Annotated in this window: 17 protein-coding genes and 1 pseudogene; 11 read left to right on the plus strand and 7 right to left on the minus strand. The window is 67.5% G+C overall.

What is annotated here, in order from left to right:
• The first annotated feature begins 143 nt into the window (after window positions 1-143).
• From AC06FA_RS15735 to AC06FA_RS15775, 9 genes and pseudogenes are all read left to right on the plus strand, one after another.
• Complete coding sequence (locus AC06FA_RS15735; RefSeq protein ID WP_478069127.1) at window positions 144-983, plus strand: glycine zipper 2TM domain-containing protein; 840 nt, start codon at window positions 144-146, stop codon at window positions 981-983.
• Window positions 984-1,103: 120 nt separating this feature from the next.
• Window positions 1,104-1,645: pseudogene (locus AC06FA_RS15740) on the plus strand (GNAT family N-acetyltransferase).
• Window positions 1,646-1,752: 107 nt separating this feature from the next.
• Entirely contained in the window at window positions 1,753-2,412 is a 660-nt protein-coding gene (locus AC06FA_RS15745) for a glutathione S-transferase family protein (RefSeq protein WP_478069128.1), read from the plus strand.
• Window positions 2,413-2,486: 74 nt separating this feature from the next.
• On the plus strand, window positions 2,487-4,766 hold the full coding sequence (locus AC06FA_RS15750) for a thiamine pyrophosphate-dependent enzyme (RefSeq protein ID WP_478069129.1): 2,280 nt from the start codon (window positions 2,487-2,489) through the stop codon (window positions 4,764-4,766).
• A 3-nt stretch (window positions 4,767-4,769) separates the two neighbouring features.
• Window positions 4,770-6,713, plus strand: coding sequence for an asparagine synthase (glutamine-hydrolyzing) (asnB, locus tag AC06FA_RS15755; protein WP_478069130.1), 1,944 nt, complete (start codon window positions 4,770-4,772; stop codon window positions 6,711-6,713).
• A gap of 64 nt (window positions 6,714-6,777) precedes the next feature.
• A complete protein-coding gene (locus tag AC06FA_RS15760) occupies window positions 6,778-7,338 on the plus strand; it encodes an NADPH-dependent FMN reductase (protein ID WP_478069131.1) in 561 nt (186 codons plus the stop codon).
• A gap of 229 nt (window positions 7,339-7,567) precedes the next feature.
• Entirely contained in the window at window positions 7,568-8,998 is a 1,431-nt protein-coding gene (locus AC06FA_RS15765; protein WP_312708541.1) for a replicative DNA helicase, read from the plus strand.
• A 133-nt stretch (window positions 8,999-9,131) separates the two neighbouring features.
• Entirely contained in the window at window positions 9,132-9,344 is a 213-nt protein-coding gene (locus AC06FA_RS15770) for a hypothetical protein (protein WP_312708539.1), read from the plus strand.
• Window positions 9,341-9,610, plus strand: coding sequence for a hypothetical protein (locus AC06FA_RS15775; RefSeq protein ID WP_478069132.1), 270 nt, complete (start codon window positions 9,341-9,343; stop codon window positions 9,608-9,610). Before AC06FA_RS15770 ends, AC06FA_RS15775 begins: the two co-directional genes overlap by 4 nt.
• A gap of 23 nt (window positions 9,611-9,633) precedes the next feature.
• Here AC06FA_RS15775 and AC06FA_RS15780 read toward each other — a convergent pair whose 3' ends face one another.
• On the minus strand, window positions 9,634-10,050 hold the full coding sequence (locus tag AC06FA_RS15780) for a hypothetical protein (RefSeq protein ID WP_478069133.1): 417 nt from the start codon (window positions 10,048-10,050) through the stop codon (window positions 9,634-9,636).
• A gap of 132 nt (window positions 10,051-10,182) precedes the next feature.
• Here AC06FA_RS15780 and AC06FA_RS15785 point away from each other — a divergent pair, with 132 nt between their 5' ends.
• Complete coding sequence (locus AC06FA_RS15785) at window positions 10,183-11,064, plus strand: YwqG family protein (RefSeq protein ID WP_478069134.1); 882 nt, start codon at window positions 10,183-10,185, stop codon at window positions 11,062-11,064.
• Between the two features lie 100 nt (window positions 11,065-11,164).
• On the opposite strand, the gene lpdA is transcribed toward AC06FA_RS15785, so the two are convergent.
• From lpdA to purB, 6 genes are all read right to left on the minus strand, one after another.
• A complete protein-coding gene (gene lpdA / locus AC06FA_RS15790) occupies window positions 11,165-12,601 on the minus strand; it encodes a dihydrolipoyl dehydrogenase (protein ID WP_478069135.1) in 1,437 nt (478 codons plus the stop codon).
• A 63-nt stretch (window positions 12,602-12,664) separates the two neighbouring features.
• On the minus strand, window positions 12,665-13,867 hold the full coding sequence (gene sucB, locus AC06FA_RS15795) for a dihydrolipoyllysine-residue succinyltransferase (RefSeq protein WP_108750050.1): 1,203 nt from the start codon (window positions 13,865-13,867) through the stop codon (window positions 12,665-12,667).
• Window positions 13,868-13,908: 41 nt separating this feature from the next.
• A complete protein-coding gene (locus AC06FA_RS15800; protein WP_478069136.1) occupies window positions 13,909-16,740 on the minus strand; it encodes a 2-oxoglutarate dehydrogenase E1 component in 2,832 nt (943 codons plus the stop codon).
• Window positions 16,741-16,926: 186 nt separating this feature from the next.
• Complete coding sequence (locus AC06FA_RS15805) at window positions 16,927-17,829, minus strand: GNAT family N-acetyltransferase (protein WP_478069137.1); 903 nt, start codon at window positions 17,827-17,829, stop codon at window positions 16,927-16,929.
• Between the two features lie 3 nt (window positions 17,830-17,832).
• The gene (locus AC06FA_RS15810) at window positions 17,833-19,239 is read right to left on the minus strand and encodes a ribosomal protein uL16 3-hydroxylase (RefSeq protein WP_478069138.1); all 1,407 of its coding nucleotides are present in this window, start codon (window positions 19,237-19,239) and stop codon (window positions 17,833-17,835) included.
• Between the two features lie 716 nt (window positions 19,240-19,955).
• On the minus strand, window positions 19,956-21,323 hold the full coding sequence (purB, locus tag AC06FA_RS15815; RefSeq protein WP_478069139.1) for an adenylosuccinate lyase: 1,368 nt from the start codon (window positions 21,321-21,323) through the stop codon (window positions 19,956-19,958).
• Between the two features lie 289 nt (window positions 21,324-21,612).
• Between purB and AC06FA_RS15820 the strand changes: the two genes are divergently transcribed.
• Window positions 21,613-23,036, plus strand: a 1,424-nt coding sequence (locus AC06FA_RS15820) for a class II fumarate hydratase (RefSeq protein WP_478069140.1), incomplete at its 3' end; no start/stop codon positions are given.

The following is a 23,036-nucleotide window of genomic DNA, read 5'->3' on the forward strand; positions in this document are numbered from 1 at the left end:
ATGTGCAAACGCTACCACGGGCACAGCATTTCCAGAGGCTGAATGGGTTACGACAGCGAGCAGGAAATGTGGAGATTCCGTTCAGGCGGACCATGCTGCAATCTGTCCCAAGAACGTTGCGGATCGTCCGCAGGGAGCAGGTCATGAAAAGCACAACTACAACGGTCCTGGTCGCAGCAGGCGCACTGCTGGTGGGTGGTATCGCCACCGCCGCCTTCATGAAGAGCGGCGCGTCGGCCGACGTGGCCGGTTCGGCCCAGCCGTCGGCGGAATCGCGCCTGGCCGATGGCAGCGTGGCCGATGACGGTGCGCGCACCGATACGCTCGACCCGAGCGCGCCGCGCGGCCTGGAGTATGCCGATGTGCTGAAGGTCGATCCGATCACTGAAAAGCAGAAGGCCTACGCCACGGTCATCGGCACCGATGCGGTGCGCGAGACCTCCACCACCCAGACCCCGCACGAAGTCTGCCAGGACGTGGTGGTGCAGGAGCGCCTGCCCGAGCGTGATGGCAACGTCGGTGGCACTGTGGTCGGCGCCGTGGTCGGCGGCCTTCTGGGCAACCAGGTCGGCGGCGGCAACGGCAAGAAGGCCGCTACGGCCGCCGGTGCCGTGGCCGGTGGCTTCATCGGCAACCAGGTGGACAAGCGCCACGTGGGCGGCCGCGTGGTGAACCGCACCGAGCGCCAGTGCCACACCGAAACGGCCACCTCTGAATCCAGTCGCGTGACCGGTTACAACGTGACCTACCGCAATGAAGACGGCACCACCGGCACCATGCGCATGGCCAGCAAGCCGGGCAACCGCATTGCCATGGGCACCAACGACGTAGTGAAGGGTTACAACGTGACCTATCGCTACGACGGTGCCGAAAAGACCGTGCGCATGGACAACAAGCCGGCCAGCGATCGCCTGCCGGTGGTCGATGGCCAGCTGGTCACCCAGACCGCAGCGGCGGGCGATACGGCCGCCAATCGCCAGTAACGCACGCAGCGCCGTGGGTATCGGACAGGCCGGCATTTGCCGGCCTGTTTCGTTTCCGACGCTGGATTCCGGGCCGGTATCGACGATGATGTCCGCCCATGGTCTGGCAGAGGAACCGGCATGAGCATCTTCGATCTGCGCATCGAAACCGAGCGGCTGATCCTGCGTCCGCCGCAGGCGCAGGATCTGCAGCCCTACCTGGCCTTCTGCGCCGATGAAGAGGTGATGCGCAGCCTGGGCGGGGTGCAGCCGCCCTCGGTGGCCTGGCGCAGCTTCTGCAGCCTGGCCGGTGCCTGGCAGTTGTTCGGGTATTCGATGTTCAGCGTGATCGAGAAAGCCAGCGGCGAATGGGTCGGCCGCATGGGCCCGTGGCAGCCGCTGGCTGGCCCGGTCCGGAGGTCGGCTGGAGCATCCGCCGCGCCAGTTGGGGCCGGGGCTATGCGCCGGAAGCAGCGGTGGCGGCCATCGACTGGGCCTTCGCCACGCAGGACTGGCAGGAGGTGATCCATACCATTGCCGAGGACAACGAAAAATCCAGGGCCGTGGCGCGCAAGCTGGGCAGCCAGCTGCTGCGCATGGGCCAATTGCCGCCGCCCTACCAGGGCCCGCCACTGCAGATCTGGGGGCAGTCGCGGCTGCAGTGGCAGCAGCGCCCGCGCTGATGGTGTGACCGCCTGAGCGGCGATGCTGCATCCGCGCTTGGCAGCGCTGGCGGCAGTTGCCAGACTGCACCCAGCCGGCCGTCGGCCGGGATTCGCTGGAGCAGGCAATGGTGGAAGAACGCGTTCCGTTGACGGTGCATGGCATGTCGGTTTCCGGCAACTGCCACAAGGTGCGGTTGCTGCTGGAGCAGCTGGGCAGCCGCTACCGCTGGGTGGAGGTGGACAGCGCCCACGGCCAGACCCACACGCCGGAGTTCCTGGCGCTCAATCCCAATGCCAAAGTGCCGTTGATCGTGCGCGATGACGGCCGCGTGCTGACTGAATCCAACGCGATCCTGTTCTGGCTGGCCGAAGGCACGCCGTACCTGCCGACCGATGGCTGGGAGCGCGCGCAGGCCCTGAGCTGGATGTTCTTCGAGCAGTACACCCATGAGCCCTGCATCGCGGTGGCACGCTTCATCCGTGGCTGGACCGCGGAAGATTCGCCGCGCCGTGCCGAGCTGCCGCGGCTGCACGAACGCGCGCAGCATGCGCTGGCGGTGATGGAGCAGCATCTGCGGCAGGCCCCGTGGTTCACCGGCAGCCATTACGGCATTGCCGATATTGCGCTGTTTGCCTACACCCATGTGGCCGAAGACGGTGGCATCCGCGTGCAGCCGTTCCCGGAAGTGCGCGGCTGGCTGCAGCGGGTGCGTGAACAGCCGCGCTTTGTACCCATGCCGGCGGTCACCGCCGAGGTGCAGGCACGCCTGGACGCACACGCGTAAGCAGGGTCGCGTGCCCGGCACGGTAGCGCCGGGCCATGCCCGGCGGAATGCAGCAACGACACGGAGGGTGTTCGATGTTCGCAGTCGTTCCAGATCCGATTCCCGCACGCATGCGCGCGCTCAACCGCGCCGAGGTGTGCGACGTCAATTTCCTTGAAGCCGTGCGTGGCTGGCGCGGCGTTGCGCGACCGCGACCGGCGCCGGATGCGCCGATCATGGCAGGCAGCGGCTTGAGTGCCGCCGCGTTCGGTGAACTGTTCGATTCACAACTGGCCAGCCGCCAGCTGGACCTGATGGCGCGCGTGCTGCGCGTGCAGAACAAGGTCTTCTACACCATCGGTTCGTCCGGGCATGAGGGCAATGCGCTGCTGGCGCGGGCCTGCCGGCACACCGATCCGGCCTTCCTGCATTACCGGTCCGGGGCGTTCATGGTCGAGCGTTCGCGGCATGTGCCCGGCCTGGATCCCTTGCGTGACGCGGCACTGTCCTTCGCCGCCAGCGCCGAAGACCCGGCCAGCGGCGGGCGACACAAGGTCTGGGGCAGTCGGCCGCTGTGGGTGCTGCCGCAGACCTCCACCATCGCCTCGCACCTGCCGAAGGCGGTCGGCACGGCGCTGGCCATCGAAAGCGGCAAGCGGCTGGGCCAGCCCCTGCCTATTCCCACCGACAGTCTGGTGCTGTGTTCCTTCGGTGATGCCTCGGCCAACCACGCCACCGCGCAGACCGCGTTCAATACCGCCATGTGGGCGGCCTACCAGAAACTGCCGGTACCGGTGCTGTTCGTCTGCGAGGACAACGGCCTGGGCATTTCGGTGAAGACACCGGAAGGCTGGATTGCCGAACGGTTCAGCCGCCAGCCCGGGCTGGACTACTTCTTTGCCGATGGCCTGGACTTGGCCGCTGGTCACAGCCAGGTGCAGGCGGCGGTGGAGCACTGCCGGCGCACGCGGCGGCCGACCTTCCTGCACCTGCGCACGACGCGGCTGATGGGCCACGCCGGCACCGATTTCGAAGTGGAATGGCGTGCGCTGGCCGACCTGTGTGCGGCCGAAGCGCAGGACCCGCTGCTGCGCTCGGCGCAGATTGCGCTGGAATCGGGCTGGATGAGTGCCGCGCAGATCGAGCAGGCCTACGAAGACCTGCGCGCGCGCTGCCTGGCAGCGGCCCAGCAGGCCGATACGCGGCCCAAGCTGCAATCGCTGGACGAGGTGCTGGCCCCGCTGGCGCCGTACTCGCCGGCGGCGGTGAAGGCCGAAGCCGAGCGGGTGCTGGCGCCGGAGCTGCGCGAGTCGATGTACGGCGGCGCACAGCACCTGCCCGAGCTGCAGCCGCCACGGCACCTGGCGGTGCAGATCAACCAGGCGCTGCAGGAGCTGCTGGGCAAGTACCCACAGGCGCTGCTGTTCGGCGAGGACGTGGCGCAGAAGGGCGGTGTCTACACGGTCACCCGCGATCTGCTGCGCCGCTTCGGGCCGCGCCGGGTGTTCAACACGCTGCTGGATGAAACCATGATCCTGGGCATGGCCCAGGGGCTGGCCAACCTGGGCCTGCTGCCGATCCCGGAAATCCAGTACCTGGCCTACCTGCACAACGCCATCGACCAGCTGCGCGGTGAAGCCTGTTCGCTGCAGTTCTTCTCCAACGACCAGTTCCGCAACCCGATGCTGGTGCGGGTGGCCGGACTGGGCTACCAGAAGGGCTTTGGCGGCCACTTCCACAACGACAACTCCATTACCGCCCTGCGTGACATCCCCGGGCTGGTGGTCGGCTGCCCCTCGCGTGGCGACGATGCGGCGATGATGCTGCGCACGCTGGCCGCGCTGGCGCGGGTGGATGGACGGGTCACCGTGTTCCTGGAGCCGATCGCGCTGTACATGACCAAGGACCTGCATGCCCCCGGTGATGGCCAGTGGCTGTTCGACTACCCGCCACCGGGCCAGGCGCTGGTGCCCGGCGAAGGCCGCGTCTACGCGCCGGAGGCGCAGGACCTGCTGGTGATCACCTACGGCAATGGCGTACCGATGGCCCTGCGCGCGGCGCGCAGCATCGAGCAGCAGCTTGGCTGGCAGGTGCGGGTGGTCGATCTGCGCTGGCTGGTGCCGCTGCCGGCGGCATTCATTGCCGCCCAGGCCGCCGATGCGCGACGGGTGCTGGTGCTGGACGAGGGCCGTCACAGTGGCGGGGTGGGCGAGGGGGTGGTGACCGCGCTGGTCGAGGCCGGCCTGGGGCACCTGCCGCTGCGCCGGGTCTGCGGTGCCGATACCTATACGCCGCTGGCGGGGGCAGCAATGTTCGGGCTTCCAAGCGACAATGCAGTGGTTGGCGCCGCCCTGGACCTGGCGCAGGAACCCTGATGCATGTGTGGATTGGCGGGATTGTTGTTGCCGGCGGCGCAGGCCCCGGCCGAGCAGCTGCAGGCGCAGGCGCTGGCGATGGGCCAGGCGCTGCACCACCGTGGACCCGATGACGGTGGCACCTGGGTGGATGCGGCGGCCGGTATTGCCCTGGCCCACCGGCGGCTGAGCATCCTCGACCTGTCGCCGCTGGGGCACCAGCCGATGGCGTCCAGCGATGGCCGTTATGTGATCGCCTACAACGGCGAGGTCTACAACTTCGCCGCGCTGCGTGCCGAGCTGGAACCGCTGGGACACACCTTCCGCGGCCATTCCGATACCGAGGTGCTGCTGGCGGCGGTGCTGCAGTGGGGCGTGGAAGACACCCTGCAGCGCGCCAACGGCATGTTCGCCATCGCCCTGTGGGACCGCCAGCAGCAGTGCCTGTGGCTGGCCCGCGACCGGGTGGGCAAGAAGCCGCTGTACTACGGCTGGGCCGGCAACACCCTGGTGTTCGGTTCGGAACTGAAGGCGCTGTGGCAGCACCCGGAATTCGACAACGACATCGACCGTGACGCGCTGACCCTGCTGCTGCGCCTGGACTACATTCCGGCGCCGCACAGCATCCACCAGCGCTGCTTCAAGGTGATGCCCGGGCGCGTGCTGCGGCTGGATGCCGAGACCGTGGCCGCTGGCGCAGGCGCACACCGCCCCGAACAGGCGCAGCGGCCGTACTGGGATGCGCGTGCGCGCATGCAGTCGGCGCTGGCCGCGCCGTTCCAGGGCAGCATCGACGAGGCCGAAGAACAGCTCGATGGCCTGCTGCGTGACGCGGTGTCGCTGCGCATGGTGGCCGACGTGCCGGTGGGCGTGTTCCTGTCCGGCGGCACCGACTCCTCGCTGGTGGCCGCGCTGATGCAGGCGCAGAGCGCCACGCCGGTGCACAGCTTCAGCATCGGCTTCACCGGTTCGCACCATGACGAGGCGCCGCTGGCGCGGGAACTGGCCACCCACCTGGGCTGCGACCACACCGAACTGTACGTGAGCGGCGCCGATGCGCTGGCGGTGGTGCCGCAGTTGCCGGCCATGTTCGATGAACCCTTCGCCGATGCCTCGCAGGTGCCGACCGCACTGGTTGCGCGGCTGGCACGGCAGGGCGTGACCGTGGCGCTGTCCGGCGACGGTGGCGACGAACTGTTCTTTGGCTACATGCGCTACGTGCGCGCGCTGCGCAACTGGCAGATGCTGGGGCGCGTGCCCGCGCCGCTGCGGCGTTGGATGGGCGCGCGTGCGCACCAGCAGGGCGAGGCCTCGCGCACCGGCGGGCTGGCCGCGCTGCTGGCCGAAACCGGCGCGCGCGGCATCGGCGATGTGTACCGCAACCGCATTTCGCGCTGGCGCGATCCGGCAGCGGCGGTGATCGGCGCACGCGAGGCCGGCAGCTTCTACGACCTGGCCGACCCGCTGCACGGTGCCGGCACCCCGGCCGACGCGATGATGCTGGCCGACTTCGTGACTTACCTGCCTGACGATCTGCTGTGCAAGGTGGACCGCACCTCGATGGCGGTCAGCCTGGAGGCGCGGGCACCGCTGCTGGATTGGCGGGTGGCCGAGTTCGCCTGGTCGCTGCCCTTGTCCTTCAAGCGCAGCCAGGACACCAGCAAGGTGCTGCTCAAGCGCGTGCTGGGCCGCTACGTGCCGCAGGGCATGGTGCACCGGCCCAAGCGCGGCTTTGGCGCACCGGTGAGCGACTGGCTGAAGGGCGATCTGCGGCCCTGGGCCGACGATCTGCTGCAGCCGGCGCGGCTGGAACGCGAGGGCGTGCTGTCGGCGGCGGCGGTGCAGCCGCTGTGGCAGCAGTTCCTGGGCGGCCAGCGCAAGTGGCATACCCACCTGTGGAACGTGCTGATGTTCCAGGCCTGGCAGGACCATTGGCGGCAGGTGCGCGCAGGCGTCACGCGCGGCTGACCTTCACCGCGGCACATCGGGCCGGCCGCTAGGCTGGCCCTTTCCCCGCCAGGAGTGTGCCGCCATGCCTGTACCCACCATCGCCGTGTTCGTCGGCAGCCTTCGCAAGGATTCCTGCAACCGCAAGCTGGCCCGCGCGCTGCAGAAGCTGGCCGGCGATCGCGCGCGCTTCCAGTACGTGCAGATCGACGATCTGCCGCTGTACAACCAGGACTTCGATGGCAGCTACCCGGCGCAGGGCACGCGGCTGAAGGAGCAGGTGCGTGCGGCCGATGCCGTGCTGTTCGTCACCCCCGAATACAACCGCTCGGTGCCGGGCGTGCTGAAGAACGCCATTGATCTCGGCTCACGGCCGTATGGCGACAGTGCGTTCGCTGGCAAGCCGGCGGCGGTGATCGGCGCCTCCATCGGCGCCATCGGCACCGCGTTGGCGCAACAGCACCTGCGCAACATCCTGGCCTATCTGGACATGCAGGTGCTCGGCCAGCCCGAGGCCTTCATCCATTTCAAGGAGGGGCTGATCGATGCGGAAGGTGCGATCCACAACGAGGGCACGCAGACGTTCCTGCAGGGCTATGTGGACCGGTTCCTGGCGCTGATCGCGGTGCACGCCAAGGGCGGTTGACGCCCCGATCGGGGTCAGAGCCCTCTGCTGTGCAGAGGGATCCGACCCCTTGCGGCGGGCTCTGACCCCCGACCCCATGCGATAATGACGGGCTCAGGCTGGGCAGCCGCGTTGCACCGCGGCAGATACCCCCTGTTCGTCCACGGCTTATCCACAGATTTGTCCATGGTCGCCTGTGTCGGCCCATGCCTACACTGGCCCGGCCCACTTTCGCAGGAAACACCGCAGCATGTCCGCCCGTTCCGGCTTCCGTTCCAACCGCAAAGAGCGCGGCGATGGCTTTGATCGCGATCGCGACGATTCGCGCATCGACCAACTGCGCGTGCCGCCGCATTCGGTGGAAGCCGAGCAGGCGGTGCTGGGCGGCCTGATGTTGGCGCCGGAAGCCTACGACCGGGTCAACGATCAGCTGAACGAAACCGACTTCTATCGCCGCGATCACCAGATGATCTACCGGGCGATCCGCGAGCTGTCCGAGCGCGAGCGTCCGTTCGATGCGGTCACCCTGGGCGAGTGGTTCGAATCGCAGGGCCGGATGGAGCTGGTCGGCGATGGTGCCTACCTGATCGAACTGGCCAGTACCACGCCGTCGGCGGCCAACATCGTGGCCTACGCCGAGATCGTGCGCGACAAGGCGGTGCTGCGGCAGCTGATCCAGGTCGGTACCGATATCGTCAACGACGGTTTCCAGCCGGAAGGTCGCGACAGCAGTGAGCTGCTGGCGTCGGCGGAAAAAAGCGTGTTCGCCATTGCCGAACAGGGCGCGCGCGGCCGCACCGATTTCGTGGCGATGCCCGGCGCGCTGAAAGACGCGTTCGAAGAGCTGCGCAACCGCTTCGAGAACGGCGGCAACATCACCGGCCTGCCGACCGGCTACACCGATTTCGATGCGATGACCGCCGGCCTGCAGCCGACCGACCTGATCATCCTGGCCGCGCGCCCGGCCATGGGCAAGACCACCTTCGCGCTGAACATCGCCGAGTATGCGGCGATCAAATCGAAGAAGGGCGTGGCGGTGTTCTCGATGGAAATGTCCGCATCGCAGCTGGCAATGCGCCTGATTTCCTCCAATGGCCGCATCAACGCCTCGCGCCTGCGTACCGGCCAGCTGGAAGACGAGGACTGGAGCCGGGTCACCAGCGCGATCAAGATGCTGAAGGAAACCAAGATCTTCATCGACGATACGCCGGGCGTGTCGCCGGAGATCCTGCGCTCCAAGTGCCGCCGCCTGAAGCGCGAGCACGACCTGGGCCTGATCGTGATCGACTACCTGCAGCTGATGAGCGTGCCGGGCAACAGCGAAAACCGCGCGACCGAAATTTCGGAAATCTCGCGTTCGCTGAAGGGCCTGGCCAAGGAACTGAACGTGCCGGTGATCGCGTTGTCGCAGCTCAACCGCTCGCTGGAAACGCGTACCGACAAGCGCCCGGTGATGGCCGACCTGCGCGAATCGGGCGCAATCGAGCAGGACGCGGACATGATCGTGTTCATCTACCGCGACGACTACTACAACAAGGAAAATTCGCCGGACAAGGGCCTGGCCGAGATCATCATCGGCAAGCACCGTGGTGGCCCCACCGGTTCGTGCAAGCTGAAGTTCTTCGGCGAATACACCCGCTTCGACAACCTGTCCCACGATTCGGTCGGTTCGTTCGAATAACGCCTGCGGGCGTTACCGGAATTCCACGGTTTCGTCAGCCCCAGCCCGGTTTCGTCGCAAACCCTTTGCGGCCAGGTAGGGCAGGGCGCCAAGGTGATCCCAGGCGGCACGGTGCCGCCGTGGGAGACCTGTCATGAAGACGCTGTTCGCGCTGGGCGTGTGGTGCCTGCTGTTCGTGCTGTGCTGGCCGCTGGCGATCCTGGCCCTGTTGCTGTGGCCGCTGGTCTGGCTGCTGAGCCTGCCGTTCCGCCTGGTCGGCATTACCTTCTCGGCCGTGTTTGCCTTCCTGCGCGCACTGTTCATGCTGCCGGCGCGGCTGCTGGGCGGCCGGGCGGCGGCGGCATGAGGGCGCTGCTGATGCTCGGCCTGGCCCTGCTGGCAGGCCCGGCCCTGGCCGAACCGCCGCCGCCGGCGCCCACCTCGGCGTGGCTGGAGCGGCAGCAGTCGGCCGCTGCGGACGAAGCGAATGCCGCGGGGGCCACGTCCAGCAAGGCGCGCGAGCCCAAGGCGTCCTGCCGGGTGGTCAAGCAATGGAAGGTGGGTGGCACGGTGGTCAAGCACCGCGTCTGTGACGACGCGCCCAAGCCGGCCTCGCCTGCAAGGCAGGGATAACGCCGGGCGGGCGACGGGCTACGTCATCGCGGGGGCGCTGCAGGCACCATCTGCTGCTGGCCATCGCGGTAGATCATCATGATCTTCTCGCCGCGGTAGGGCAGCACGGCTTCGGGCCGCCACGGGTCGCCCTCGGGCGAGGTGACCTTGGCCATCGCCTTGCATCCGCTGTCCCTGATGCCACAGCGGCGGATGGCGACTTGCAGGGTGCCGTCGGCAGACCTGAAATCAACGCCGGGCGAGTAGAACAGGGATTCGCCCGGCATGCTGTAGCGGATCCTGATCTGGTTGGATCCCGCCGGGCTCACCTCGACGGGCTGCACCGACGCCCTGCTGTAGTCGCCTTCGAGGGGTTCGGCAGCGCAGGATGGCAGTGCCGCCAGCACGGCCAGCAGTGCTGCTGTGGTGCGGGCACCGCGGCCGAGGGGCATCCATTGCATGGCATCGTCGTCCGTGAGTGTGCGCCCCGATCATCGTGGCCGCGGCGGGCAGGCGTCAAGGCGCAGGCGCCGCAGTGGTGATGGCCGGTCTCCCGCTCTAGACTGGGCGCCCCGACAACATGGACGTTGTACATGGAAACCGCCGCCCCCTGGTTCAACGAACTGTGTACGCAGCATGGCCTGGCGGCCGAGGCCGATGCACTGTCCGCGCTGCTGCGGCCCAGCCTGGCGTTCGCGCCCGCTGCGGCGGATACGACGGCATTGGGGGCATCGCGCAAAGGCGGCGGCCCGGATGTGCCCGACGGGTTTGTCTGGCCGGTTCACTGCGGGCGCGCGCTGGACTTCCTGCTGCAGATCAATCTGGTTGATCTGCCCGGCACACCGACCGGGCTGGATCTGCCGGCCACCGGCGTGCTGTCGTTCTTCTACGATGCCCACGAGCAGCCCTGGGGCTACGCGCCCGAGCACCGCACCGGGCACCGCGTGTTCCTGTTTGACGCCGACACCCTGGTAGCGCGTCGGCCGCCGCCCGATGAGGCACTCGCGCTGGTGCCGTCGGCGTTGGCCTTTGAGCCCGGCCTGCGCCTGCCGCACCGGGAATCGGCCGAGGGCGCCGCCATTGGCGCGTGGATGGCACAGCACGGCCTGGCGTGGGATGAAGACCGCGAAGACGCGTATTTCGAGCTGACCGATGCTGTGGCAGCCCACCATGCGGGCGCGGGCCAACCGCTGCATGCGCTGGGCGGTCCTGCGCACAACGTGCAGGGCGACATGCAGATGGAAGCGCAGCTCGTCATCCACGGCCTGTCGTGCGGTGACGGCACGGCGTACAAGGATCCGCGCAGGCCGGCGTTGGAGCGCCAGCGCGAGCAGTGGCAACTGCTGCTGCAGCTGGACTCGGCCGATGATGATGCGATGTGGGGCGACTCGGGGATGCTGTACTTCTGGATTCGCCGACAGGACCTGGCCGCGCGCGATCTGTCGCAGACCTGGGTGGCGCTGCAGAGTTGTTGAGCTGACCGTGCCGCGCGCACAAAAAACCCCGCCAAGGCGGGGTCTTTCGTTTGCAGTTCAGTGCCGACCAACGGTCGGCACCCACCATCCATACGAACGATCAGTTCGCCTTGTGGATGGCGCGCTTGCTGACCGCCATGGCCGCGTCGTGGATCACTTCCGACAGCGACGGGTGGGCGTGGCAGATGCGGGCCAGGTCATCGGCCGAACCGCTGAACTCCATGGTCAGCACACCTTCGTGCACCAGCTCGGAGACGTTGGCACCGACCAAGTGCATGCCGAGGATGCGATCGGTTTCGGCATGCGCCAGGATCTTCACGAAGCCTGCCGGCTCGATCATCGCCACGGCACGGCCGTTGGCGGCGAACGGGAAGCTGCCGGCCTTGTACGGAATGCCTTCGGCCTTCAGCTGTGCTTCGGTCTTGCCGACCCAGGCCAGTTCCGGCTCGGTGTAGATGACCCACGGAATGGTGTCGAAGTTGACGTGGCCCGGCAGGCCGGCGATCAGCTCAGCCACCGCGATGCCTTCCTCGAAGCCCTTGTGCGCCAGCATCGGGCCGCGCACGCAGTCGCCGACCGCCCACACGCCGTTGACGCCGGTGTGGCAGTGCGCGTCGACTTCGATCTGGCCGCGCTCGTTGATCTTCACGCCGGTGCCTTCGGCCAGCAGGCCCTTGGTGGCGGCGCGACGGCCGACGGCCACCAGCAGCTTGTCCACGGCCAGGGTCTTTTCGCCTTCGCTGTCGGTGTAGGTGACAACGACTTCCTTCTTCTTGCCCTTGCCGGTGATCTCGGTCTTGGAGACCTTGGCGCCCAGGCGGATATCCAGGCCCTGCTTCTTGAATTCCTTGGCAGCGGTCTTGGCCACTTCGGCGTCGGCCACGGCCAGGAACTCCGGCAGTGCTTCCAGGATGGTGACTTCAGCGCCCAGGCGCTTCCACACGCTGCCCAGTTCCAGGCCGATCACGCCGGCGCCGATCACGGCCAGGCGGTTCGGCACTTCGGTGAAGTCCAGGCCGCCGACGTTGTCGACGATGGTCTCGCCGTCGAACTTGGCGAACGGCAGTTCGATCGAATCCGAACCGGCGGCGATGATCACGTTGGTGCCCTTCAGCTCGACGATGGAACCGTCATGCTGGGTGACCTTGACCACGTTGCCCGGCTGCAGTTCGCCGAAGCCGTAATAGGCGGCGACCTTGTTGGCCTTGAACAGCATGCCGATGCCACCGGTGAACTGCTTGACGATCTTGTCCTTGCGGCCAACCATCGCTTCGACGTCGATCTTGGCGTCCTTGAAGCTGATGCCGTGGTCGCCAAAGATGTGGCCCATGTTCCAGAACTGGCGCGAGGAATCCAGCAGCGCCTTGGACGGGATGCAGCCCACGCGCAGGCAGGTGCCACCCAGGGCCGGCTTGCCGTCCTTGCCCAGCGCTGCGTCGATGCAGGCGGTCTTCAGGCCCAGCTGTGCGGCACGGATGGCCGCGTGGTAACCGGCCGGGCCGGCACCGATGACGACGACGTCGAATTGTTCAGCCATTGAATTATTCCTTGTTGCTATACCAGAACCCCTCCGCGCGGACGCGGAGGGGCGGGAGGTCTCTTACAGGCCGAACAGCATGCGGCCCGGGTTTTCCAGCTGGTTCTTGATGTCCACCAGGAACTGGACCGAGTCCTTGCCATCGATGATGCGGTGGTCGTAGGACAGCGCCAGGTACATCATCGGCGCGATCACGACCTGGCCGTTCTGGGCGATCGGACGCTCCTTGATGGCGTGCATGCCCAGGATGGCGCTCTGCGGCGGGTTGATGATCGGGGTCGACAGCAGCGAACCGAAGGTGCCGCCGTTGGTGACGGTGAAGGTGCCGCCCTGCAGTTCGTCCAGGCCCAGCTTGCCGTCACGCGCCTTCTTGGCGTAGTCGGCAATGGTCTTTTCGATGTCGGCGAAGGACATGCGCTCGACGTTGCGCAGCACCGGGGTCACCAGACCCTTCTCGGTCGACACGGCGATCGAGATGTCCGAGTAGCCGTGGTAGATGATGTCGTCGCCGTCGATGGAGGCGTTGACCAGCGGGAAGCGCTGCAGGGCGTTGGCAGCGGCCTTCACGAAGAAGCTCATGAAGCCCAGCTTGATGCCGTGGGCCTTGACGAACTCGTCCTGCAGTTCCTTGCGCGCCGCCGACACCTTGGACAGGTCGACTTCGTTGAAGGTGGTCAGCATGGCGGTGGAGTTCTTCGACTCCATCAGGCGTTCGGCAATGCGCTTGCGGATGCGGGTCATCGGCACGCGTTCTTCCGGACGTGCGCCACCGGCCTTGCCGGCGCCGCCGTTGCGGGCGAAGTTGACGATGTCTTCCTTGGTGACCGCGCCGCGACGGCCGGTGCCGTCCACGTCGGCCGGGTTCACGCCTTCGGTGATGGCGGTGAAGCGGGCGCCCGGGGGCAGGCTGTCGGCAGCCGACTTGGCAGCCGGGGCCGGGGCAGCAGCGGCGGCCGGAGCGGCAGCAGCCGGGGCAGCGGCGGCAGCCGGAGCGGCTTCAGCGGCCGGAGCCGGGGCAGCGGCCACGGCGCCTTCTTCGATGATCGCCACGACCTGGCTGGAGGTGACGGTGTCGCCTTCCTTGAACTTGATTTCCTTGATCACGCCATCGACCGGCGACGGCACTTCCAGGACGACCTTGTCGGTTTCCAGGTCAAGCAGGTTTTCGTCGCGCTTGACGGCGTCGCCCACCTTCTTGTGCCAGGTGGCGATGGTGCCGTCGGCGACGGATTCGGGCAGTACCGGGGCTTTGACTTCGGTGGCCATTGCGGGAGCTTCCTGGTTTGTCTTCTAAATAGGGGGAGGAGTTATTCAGCGACCTGGTCGTTGAACGGGTTGACCAGTGCGTCGGCGACCAGCTGCTGCTGTTCGCGGACGTGGTCAGCCATGTGGCCGGCAGCCGGCGAAGCCGAACGCGCGCGACCGGCGTAGTGCAGGCTCTGGCCATCGGCCAGGCAGAACTGCAGGTGGTGGCGGATCTGGTACCACGCACCCTGGTTCTGCGGTTCTTCCTGCGTCCACACCACGTCGGTGGCGTTGCCGTACTTCTGCAGCTCGGCGGCCAGCAGCGCACGCGGGAACGGGTACAGCTGTTCCACGCGGATGATCGCCACGTCGTCCTGGCCACGCTTGGTCTGGTCTTCCAGCAGGTCGTAGTAGACCTTGCCCGAGCACAGCACCACGCGCTTGACCTTCCTGGCGTCCGCGTTGGCGTCGCCGATCAGGTGCTGGAACTCGCCATTGGCCAGTTCGTCCAGGGTCGACACGGCCAGCTTGTGGCGCAGCAGCGACTTGGGCGACATCACCACCAGCGGCTTGCGGGTGGTCAGGTGCAGCTGGCGGCGCAGCATGTGGAAGGCCTGGGCCGGGGTGGACGGCACCACGACCAGCATGTTTTCCAGCGCGCACAGCTGCAGGAAGCGCTCCAGGCGCGCCGAGCTGTGTTCCGGGCCCTGACCTTCATAGCCGTGCGGCAGCAGCAGGGTCAGGCCGGAAATGCGGCCCCACTTGGCTTCACCGGCGGCGATGAACTGGTCGATGACCACCTGCGCGCCGTTGGCGAAGTCACCGAACTGGCCTTCCCAGATGCACAGGGTGTTGGGATCGGTGGTGGAGAAGCCGTACTCGTAGGCCATCACCGCTTCTTCGCTCAGCAGCGAATCGATGACGGTGGCCTTTTCCGGCGAATCCACCAGCTGCCGCAGCGGCAGGTAGTAGTTGTCGGTCTTCTGGTCGTGCAGGATCGCGTGGCGGTGGGTGAAGGTGCCGCGGCCCACGTCCTGGCCGACCAGGCGCAGGGCATTGCCCTCGTCCAGCAGGGTGGCGTAGGCCAGGTTCTCGGCAAAGCCCCAGTCGCCCGGAATCTCGCCGGCGGCCATCTTGCGGCGGTCGTCGTACACCTTGGCCACGCGCGAGTGCAGCTGCACTTCTTCCGGCACGGTGTTGATCAGCTTGGCCAGCTCCAGCAGCCTGGCCTTGTCGACCTTGGTCGAGATCGGGTCGGACAGCTTGCCTTCCAGCAGCTTCGGCCAATCGACGAACAGCGGGCTGGTCGGCGGGGTCTTTTCGACCTTGGCCAGCTCGGTGGTCACTTCGCCGCCGTCCAGCTTGTCGCGGTACGCATCGACCATCGCCTTGCCGGCGCCGGCGGCGATCACGCCTGCCTTTTCCAGCTGCTCGGCGTACATCTCGCGGGTGGTCGGGTGCTTGCGGATCACCTGGTACATCAGCGGCTGGGTGATCGCCGGTTCGTCGGCCTCGTTGTGGCCCCAACGGCGGTAGCACATCAGGTCGATGACCACGTCCTTGGCGAACTTCTGGCGGAACTCGAAGGCCAGCTGTGCAGCGAACACCACCGCTTCCGGGTCATCGCCGTTCACGTGCAGCACCGGGGCGGCGATCATCTTCGCCACGTCGGTGGCATAGCGCGTGGAGCGCGTGTCCTGCGGGTTGGAGGTGGTGAAACCGACCTGGTTGTTGACCACGATGTGCACGGTGCCGCCAACGGCGAAGCCGCGGGCCTGCGACATCTGGAACAGCTCCATGACCACGCCCTGGCCGGAGAAGGCCGCGTCGCCGTGGATGAGGATCGGCATGACCTGCTTGCGCGCGGTGTCCTTGCGGCGCTCCTGGCGCGAACGCACCGAGCCGGCCACGACCGGGTCAGCGATTTCCAGGTGCGACGGGTTGAATGCCAGCGCCAGGTGCACCGGGCCGCCGTCGGTGGCCACGTCGGCCGAGAAGCCCATGTGGTACTTCACGTCGCCGGCCGAAGCGTGTTCGTCGTGTTCGAACTTGCCTTCGAACTCGTCGAACAGCTTGCGCGGGTTCTTGCCCAGGGTGTTGACCAGCACGTTCAGGCGGCCGCGGTGGGCCATGCCGACGACCACGTCCTTGACGCCATCCTTGCCGGCGCTGCGGATGATGGTGTCCATCATCGGGATCAGCGAGTCGCCGCCTTCCAGCGAGAAGCGCTTCTGGCCGACGTACTTGGTGTGCAGGTAGCGTTCCAGGCCTTCGGCAGCGGTCAGGCGCTCCAGGGTGCGGCGCTGGGTGTCAGCGTCCAGCTGGTAGTTGCCACCGGCCAGTTCCAGCTTCTTGTAGATCCACTGGCGCTGATCGACCTCGGAGATGTGCATGAACTCTGCACCGATCGAACCGGTGTAGGTCGCCTTCAGGCGCGCCAGCAGGTCACGCAGCTTCATGCGCGGCTGGCCGCCCACGCCGCCGGTGCTGAACTCGCTGTTGAGATCGCCATCGGACAGGCTGTGGAAGGGCAGGCCCAGGTCCGGGGTGTTGACCGGCTTGGTCAGGCCCAGCGGGTCCAGGCGGGCATCGAGGTGGCCGCGCGAACGGTAGGCGGTGATCAGACGACCGACATTGCGCTCACGCTCGTCGCCCGCACCGCTGCCGGTGCCGGCTTTCAGCGCATCCTTGGCCGCGTCCGCAATGTGGGAGATGACGGCCGAGTGCGGAATGTCGCCTGCTTCGCGGCCCTTGAAGCCGTCGAAGTAGGTCTTCCATTTGGGATCGACACTATCCGGGGAGACCAGGTACTGCTCGTACAGGTCCTCGACATAGGAGGCGTTGCCGCCGGCGAGTTGCGAAGATTGCGCAAACTGCTTCAGTTGATTGTCCACGATGGAGGGTGTTGATTCGCTTTGTGGGGTATGGCTTCAGAAGGACCCTGCAGGAAAATGAATAGCCCTGCACGGGCGCGTTCAAACAGCCAAATTGTACCCCCATCCGCGCAGGATGGGGCAGCAACGGCGGCATCGCGCGTCCTGCGGTGTCGGTGCCAGACAGGTTTGTCCGCAGCGGCTGTCTCAGATGCCGAGCGCGCGCAGTTCGCTGCATTCGCGCGAACGGTCCCAGACGCGCTGCAATTGCTGCTCGAACGGCTGTGAACGTGCAGGCAGGGCGATCGCCGCCTCGCCGTCGAGGCGGTGGCCGATAAGACGAAAGTAGAAGTCGCCCACGTCGTTGACCAGGCAGGCCGAGGCCAGCGCGCGGTCGACCGGATCGCTCACTTCGCGGAACTGGATCACGCTGGGCAGGCGCTGGTACAGGGCCAGCAGGGGGGCGCCGGCGCTGGCAATGGCCGCGGCATCGTGCACGATCACGCGCAGCTGCTTGTCGTGGCGCGCCGTGGCGAAGCGGCGCAGGGCCGCCTGCACCGGCGGCGCATCCAGCAGCCCGGGGTCCAGCTGGCGGCTGTGCAGCCAAAGCTGGCGGCGCGCACGGTGGATGATCGCGGTGGTGATGGCGACCGCTTCGGCACGGCTGTCGATGGCGCTGGCCACGCCCAGCCGGCGGCGCATCTGCTGGTGGCCGATGCCGGCCTCTTCGAACACCTCGCCCTCGGGCAGGAAGCCCTGCCGCGCGTAGAAGTCGCGGGCGGGCAGCTGTGCGTGCAGGTGCAGGTCGGCCAGGCCGAGGCCGCGCCCGGCCTGCACCAGCGCCTCCAGCAGGGCCTCGCCGACGCCCTGGTTGCGGTGGCTGGCCAGCACGGCCATGCGGCCGATGCGGCCATCCGGGGCCAGGCGCCCGGTGCCGACCGGCTGGCCGGCGGTATCCAGGGCCAGCACATGGGCGCTGATCGGGTCCAGCGCGTCGCGCTCCAGATCCGCGGCGATGCCCTGTTCCTGCACGAAGACCCGCTGCCGCACGTCGTGGATGGCGGCGTGGGCGTCGGCGTGGCGGACCTGCTGGACCCGGATCGTGGTCATGGCTCAGTCACGACCGTCGTTGCTGTCGTCTTCGTCGTGGTCCTCGAAGTTGACGATGACCTCGATCCCGTCGTCGTGCACGGTCACGGTGTGGACATCGTCGGACACCACCTCGTCATCCAGTTCGGCGACCTGGTCGTGGCCTTCCACCACCTCGCCCAGCACGCCGTCCTCGTCTTCGTCCTCATCGGCGTAGACCTCATTCGGGTCGATCAGCTGGAACACACCGCCGACCAGCAGCTGCTGCAGCACCGCGCGGCCCTTGTCCGACAGGCCGCGATAGGCGGCCGCGTCGAGCTGCTCGGCGCCGGCCAGGCGCTGCGCATCCTTCACCGGCAGGGCGAAATCCTGGCCGCTGACATACAGGCTGGCACCGCGCTTGGCCCGGCGCCAGGCCAGCCGCGCCCACGGGTGGCGCTGCAGCAGCAGGCCCGAGGCCAGCGCCTGCACCACTTCTTCCGGTGCCGGCGCGGCCTGGTGGGCCATCACTTCGCCCGCCGCACGGTAGGTGGTGATGAAGCGGCCGAACCAGTCACCCAGCTTGTCCGGGTCGTTCATGCGGATGGCATTGAGCGCGGTGATGACCCGTGCCATCGCCACCGTGTCGATCTCGTTGGGATCGGCCGGCACCTTCAGATCGGCATCCTGGTAGCGGATGTTCTCGTCGGCATCGGCGATCAGGGTGTCCAGGTAGTCGCTGATCAGCTCGGCCGAGGACGGCGCGCGCATGCCGAAGGAGAAGGTCAGGCAGGGGTCTTCGGCCACGCCGTGGTGCGGCACGTTCGGCGGCAGGTACAGCATGTCGCCCGGTGCCAGCACCCAGTCGTGGGTGGGCTTGAACACCTGCAGCAGCTTAAGTTCCACATCGGGGCGGAAGCCCAGCGGCGGGCGCTTGCCCTTGATCGATTCGCTGGCATCGATCTGCCAGCGGCGGTGGCCGTGGGCCTGCAGCAGGAACACGTCGTACTGGTCGACATGGGCGCCGACCGAGCCGCCGGTGGCGGCGAAGCTGATCATCACATCGTCCATGCGCCAACGCGGCAGGAAGCTGAAGTGCTCGATCAGCGCGCGCACGTCCTTGTCCCACTTGTCCACGTCCTGTACCAGCAGGGTCCAGTCATGGTCGGGCAGGGCGGGGAAGACGTCTTCCTGGAACGGGCCACTGCGCACGCGCCAGCTGTCCTGGGCCTTGTCATGCTGGATCAGGCGCGCCAGCACGCCTTCTTCGCAGGCCAGCCCGGCCAGGTCTTCCGGCTGCACCGGGGTCTGGAAGTTGGCGAAGGCATTGCGGATCAGCAGCGGGCGCTTCTGCCAGAAGTCGCGCAGGAAGGTGGCCGGGGCCATGCCCAGCGGCTGGCCGGGGCGGGCGGTGACTTCAATGAGCGGAGCGGAGGACTTGCGGGCGGCCATGGGGGATTCCTTGCAGCGGAAAGCGGGAGGGGCGGCGTGGCGGGCCGCCAAGGTCTCCATTGTCCGCCGTTCGCTGGCATTGCGCACGTGTGGTGGTTTGTCGCGGGGTGTCCGGCCAACGGCGGAGCCCCTCGTGGCGGAGTCTGGGTTCACCAGCAAAAGCCGCGCTTGGCCGGGCGGGTGGGCTGCGCTGGGGACGCTGCAAGTACGTCCCTGTAAGCTTGGCCGCCGCATCCATGCGGCGGACACCCCCGCGCAGCCCACCCGCCCGGCCCCTGACAGTTTCCTGCGCGGCCCGCCACGGAAGGGAAGAAGAAGATCAAAGGCAACAGCGGGTCGCGCGCTGCGCTCGCTCGCGTAGAGTCGAGCTTGCTCGACTGAGCAGAAGCAGTCGAGCATGGCTCGACTCTACAAACAGCCCAAAACAAAGAGGGACGCGGCGAAGCCGCGTCCCTCTCAAATTCCGTCCCGACAACCCAACGCTCTTCGATCCGCAACCGGGAAACTGTCAGAGGTGGGGCGGGTTGGGTTCGCGGGACCGCAGGCGCCATGGATGGCGCCTACGAGCCCCCATGGATGGGTTCACGGCGTGTCCCGCGAACCCAACCCGCCCCGCCAAGCACGGCAGAAACCCAGAGCCGCCTTTGACGTTGCCGTTGCTGTTGCAGTTGCCTGCCGCAGGCAGCGCCCGCGGCCGCCGCCGCAAAGAAAACCCCTTAGATCTTCTTCGCCAGCACCTCGGCCAGGCCGGTGTAGCTGCCCGGGGTCATCTCCAGCAGGCGCTGCTTGGCATCGGCCGGCAGTTCCAGGCCCTGCACGAACGTGCGCATCGACTCGGCCGTGATGCCCTGGCCGCGGGTCAGTGCCTTCAGCTGCTCGTACGGGTTGGGCAGGCCGTGACGGCGCATCACCGTCTGCACGGCCTCGGCCAGCACTTCCCACGCCGCATCCAGATCGGCGTCCAGGCGCTGCGGGTTCACTTCCAGCTTGCCCAAGCCCTTGGCCAGCGAATCCAGCGCCACCTGGCTGTGGCCGAACGCGGTGCCCAGCGCACGCAGCACGGTGGAATCGGTCAGGTCACGCTGCCAGCGGCTGATCGGCAGCTTCGCGCTGAAGTGTTCGAACAGCGCATTGGCAATGCCGAAGTTGCCTTCGGCATTCTCGAAATCGATCGGGTTGACCTTGTGCGGCATCGTCGACGAGCCGACTTCGCCTTCCTTCAGGCGCTGCTTGAAGTAGCCCAGCGAGATGTAGCCCCAGATGTCACGGGCCAGGTCGATCAGGATGATGTTGGCGCGGCGCGCGGCATCGCCGATCTCGGCGACGTTGTCGTGCGGCTCGATCTGCGTGGTGTACGGGTTGAACACCAGGCCCAGCCCGGTCACGAAGCGCTCGGCGAAGGCCGGCCAGTCCACGTCCGGGTAGCTGGCCACGTGCGCGTTGTAGTTGCCGACCGCACCATTGATCTTGCCGGTCAGCTCGACCGCAGCGATCTGCTTGCGCTGGCGCTCCAGGCGTGCGACGACGTTGGCCAGTTCCTTGCCCAGGGTGGTCGGCGAAGCGGTCTGGCCGTGGGTGCGCGACAGCATCGGCTGGCCGGCCTGGGCGTGGGCCAGGCTGCGCAGGCTGGCGGCGATGCCGTCCAGGGTCGGCAGCAGCACATCGCGGCGGGCCTGTTCCAGCATCAGGCCGTAGCTGAGGTTGTTGATGTCCTCGCTGGTGCAGGCGAAATGCACGAATTCCAGCGCCGGGGCCAGCTCGGCATCGTCCTTCAGCTGTTCCTTGATGAAGTACTCCACCGCCTTGACGTCATGGTTGGTGGTGCGCTCGATCTCCTTCACGCGCGCGGCCTGGGCCGGGCTGAAGCCGGCGGCCAGCCCACGCAGGCGGGCGATGGCGCCCTCGGAGAACGGCGCCAGTTCGACGATGCCCGGCTCGGCGGCCAGCGCCAGCAGCCATTCCACCTCGACCACGATACGGGCCTTGATCAGGCCATATTCGGAGAAGATCGGGCGCAGGGCGTCGACCTTGCCGGCATAACGGCCATCGAGCGGGGACAGGGCGAGCAGGGCGGAATCGGACATGTCGGCAGGGCTGGGGCAGGCGGCGGGGGCCATATTCTACGACGTGGGGCCGTTGCATGCTCGGTAGCGCCGGGCCATGCCCGGCAGATGGCGGCCGCGCTGCGCGCTCGCCGGGCACGGCCCGGCGCTACCCGTGTAAACGGCCCTGCGGACGGAACGATCTGGCCCGTCCTCGTCATCCCCTGCCGCGGACAAGGGAGTATCGTTGTCGCAGCCGCCAGCCCGGGAAGCGACACCCTGCCAGCCGCCGCTTCCCTTTCCCCAACTGAAGTAGTGCGGAGTCGATGCAATGAGCAAAGCTGCAAGCAAGGGTGGAACCACCGGGTTCCGGATCGAACATGACAGCATGGGCGAGCTGCAGGTGCCTGCCGATGCCCTGTGGGGCGCGCAGACCCAGCGCGCGGTGCAGAATTTCCCGGTCTCGGGCCAGCGCATGCCGCGCGGTTTCATCCGGGCGCTGGGCCTGGTCAAGGGCGCCGCCGCCGGCGTCAATGCCGAACTGGGCCACCTGCCCAAGGGCGTGGCCAAGGCCATCCAGTCGGCCGCGGCCGAGGTCGCCCGTGGTGACTGGGACGCGCATTTCCCGATCGATGTCTACCAGACCGGTTCGGGCACCTCCTCGAACATGAATGCCAACGAGGTCATCGCCACCCTGGCCAACCGTGGCGGCAAGGCCGGCAAGGCCAGCGTGCACCCCAATGACCACGTCAACCAGGGGCAGAGCTCCAACGACGTGATTCCCACCGCGCTGCGGGTGTCTGCCGTACTGGCCGCGCAGGAGCACCTGCTGCCGGCGCTGGCGCACCTGCGCAAGGTGATCGATCGCAAGGGCCGCAGCCTGCGCAAGGTGGTCAAGACCGGCCGCACCCATCTGATGGATGCCATGCCGCTGACCTTCGAGCAGGAGTTCGGTGCGTGGTCGGCGCAGCTGGCCTCGGCCCAGGCGCGCATCGACGACAGTCTCAAGCGCCTGCGCCGGCTGCCGCTGGGCGGCACCGCCATCGGCACCGGCATCAATGCCGATCCGCGCTTTGGCGCGCAGGTGGCCAAGGCCTTGAAGCAGCAGACCGGGGCGAAGTTCGACAGCGCCGACAACAAGTTCGAAGGACTGGCCGCGCAGGATGATGCGGTGGAACTGTCCGGTCAGCTCAATGCGCTGGCGGTGGCCCTGATCAAGATCGCCAACGACCTGCGCTGGATGAACGCCGGTCCGCTGGCCGGGCTGGGCGAGATCGAACTGCCGGCGCTGCAGCCGGGCAGCTCGATCATGCCGGGCAAAGTCAATCCGGTCATTCCCGAAGCAACGGTGATGGCCTGCGCGCAGGTGATCGGCCACCACACCGCGATCACCGTGGCCGGGCAGACCGGTAATTTCCAGCTCAACGTGACCCTGCCGCTGATCGCGGTGAACCTGCTCGATGGCATCGGCCTGCTGGCCAATGTGTCCACCCTGCTGGCCGACAGTGCCATCGCCGGTCTGAAGGTGCGCCAGGACCGCGTGGCCGAAGCGCTGGCCCGCAACCCGATCCTGGTGACGGCGTTGAACCCGATCATCGGCTATGAGAAGGCCGCGGCGATTGCCAAGCGCGCCTACAAGGAACAGCGCCCGGTGCTGGAGGTGGCGCTGGAGGACAGCGGGCTGGCCGAGGCCGAGCTGCGCCGCCTGCTGGACCCGACCGCGCTGACCGCCGGTGGCATCCAGGCCGGTGGGGG

This window comes from Stenotrophomonas sp. Steno-C17 (assembly GCF_056393165.1).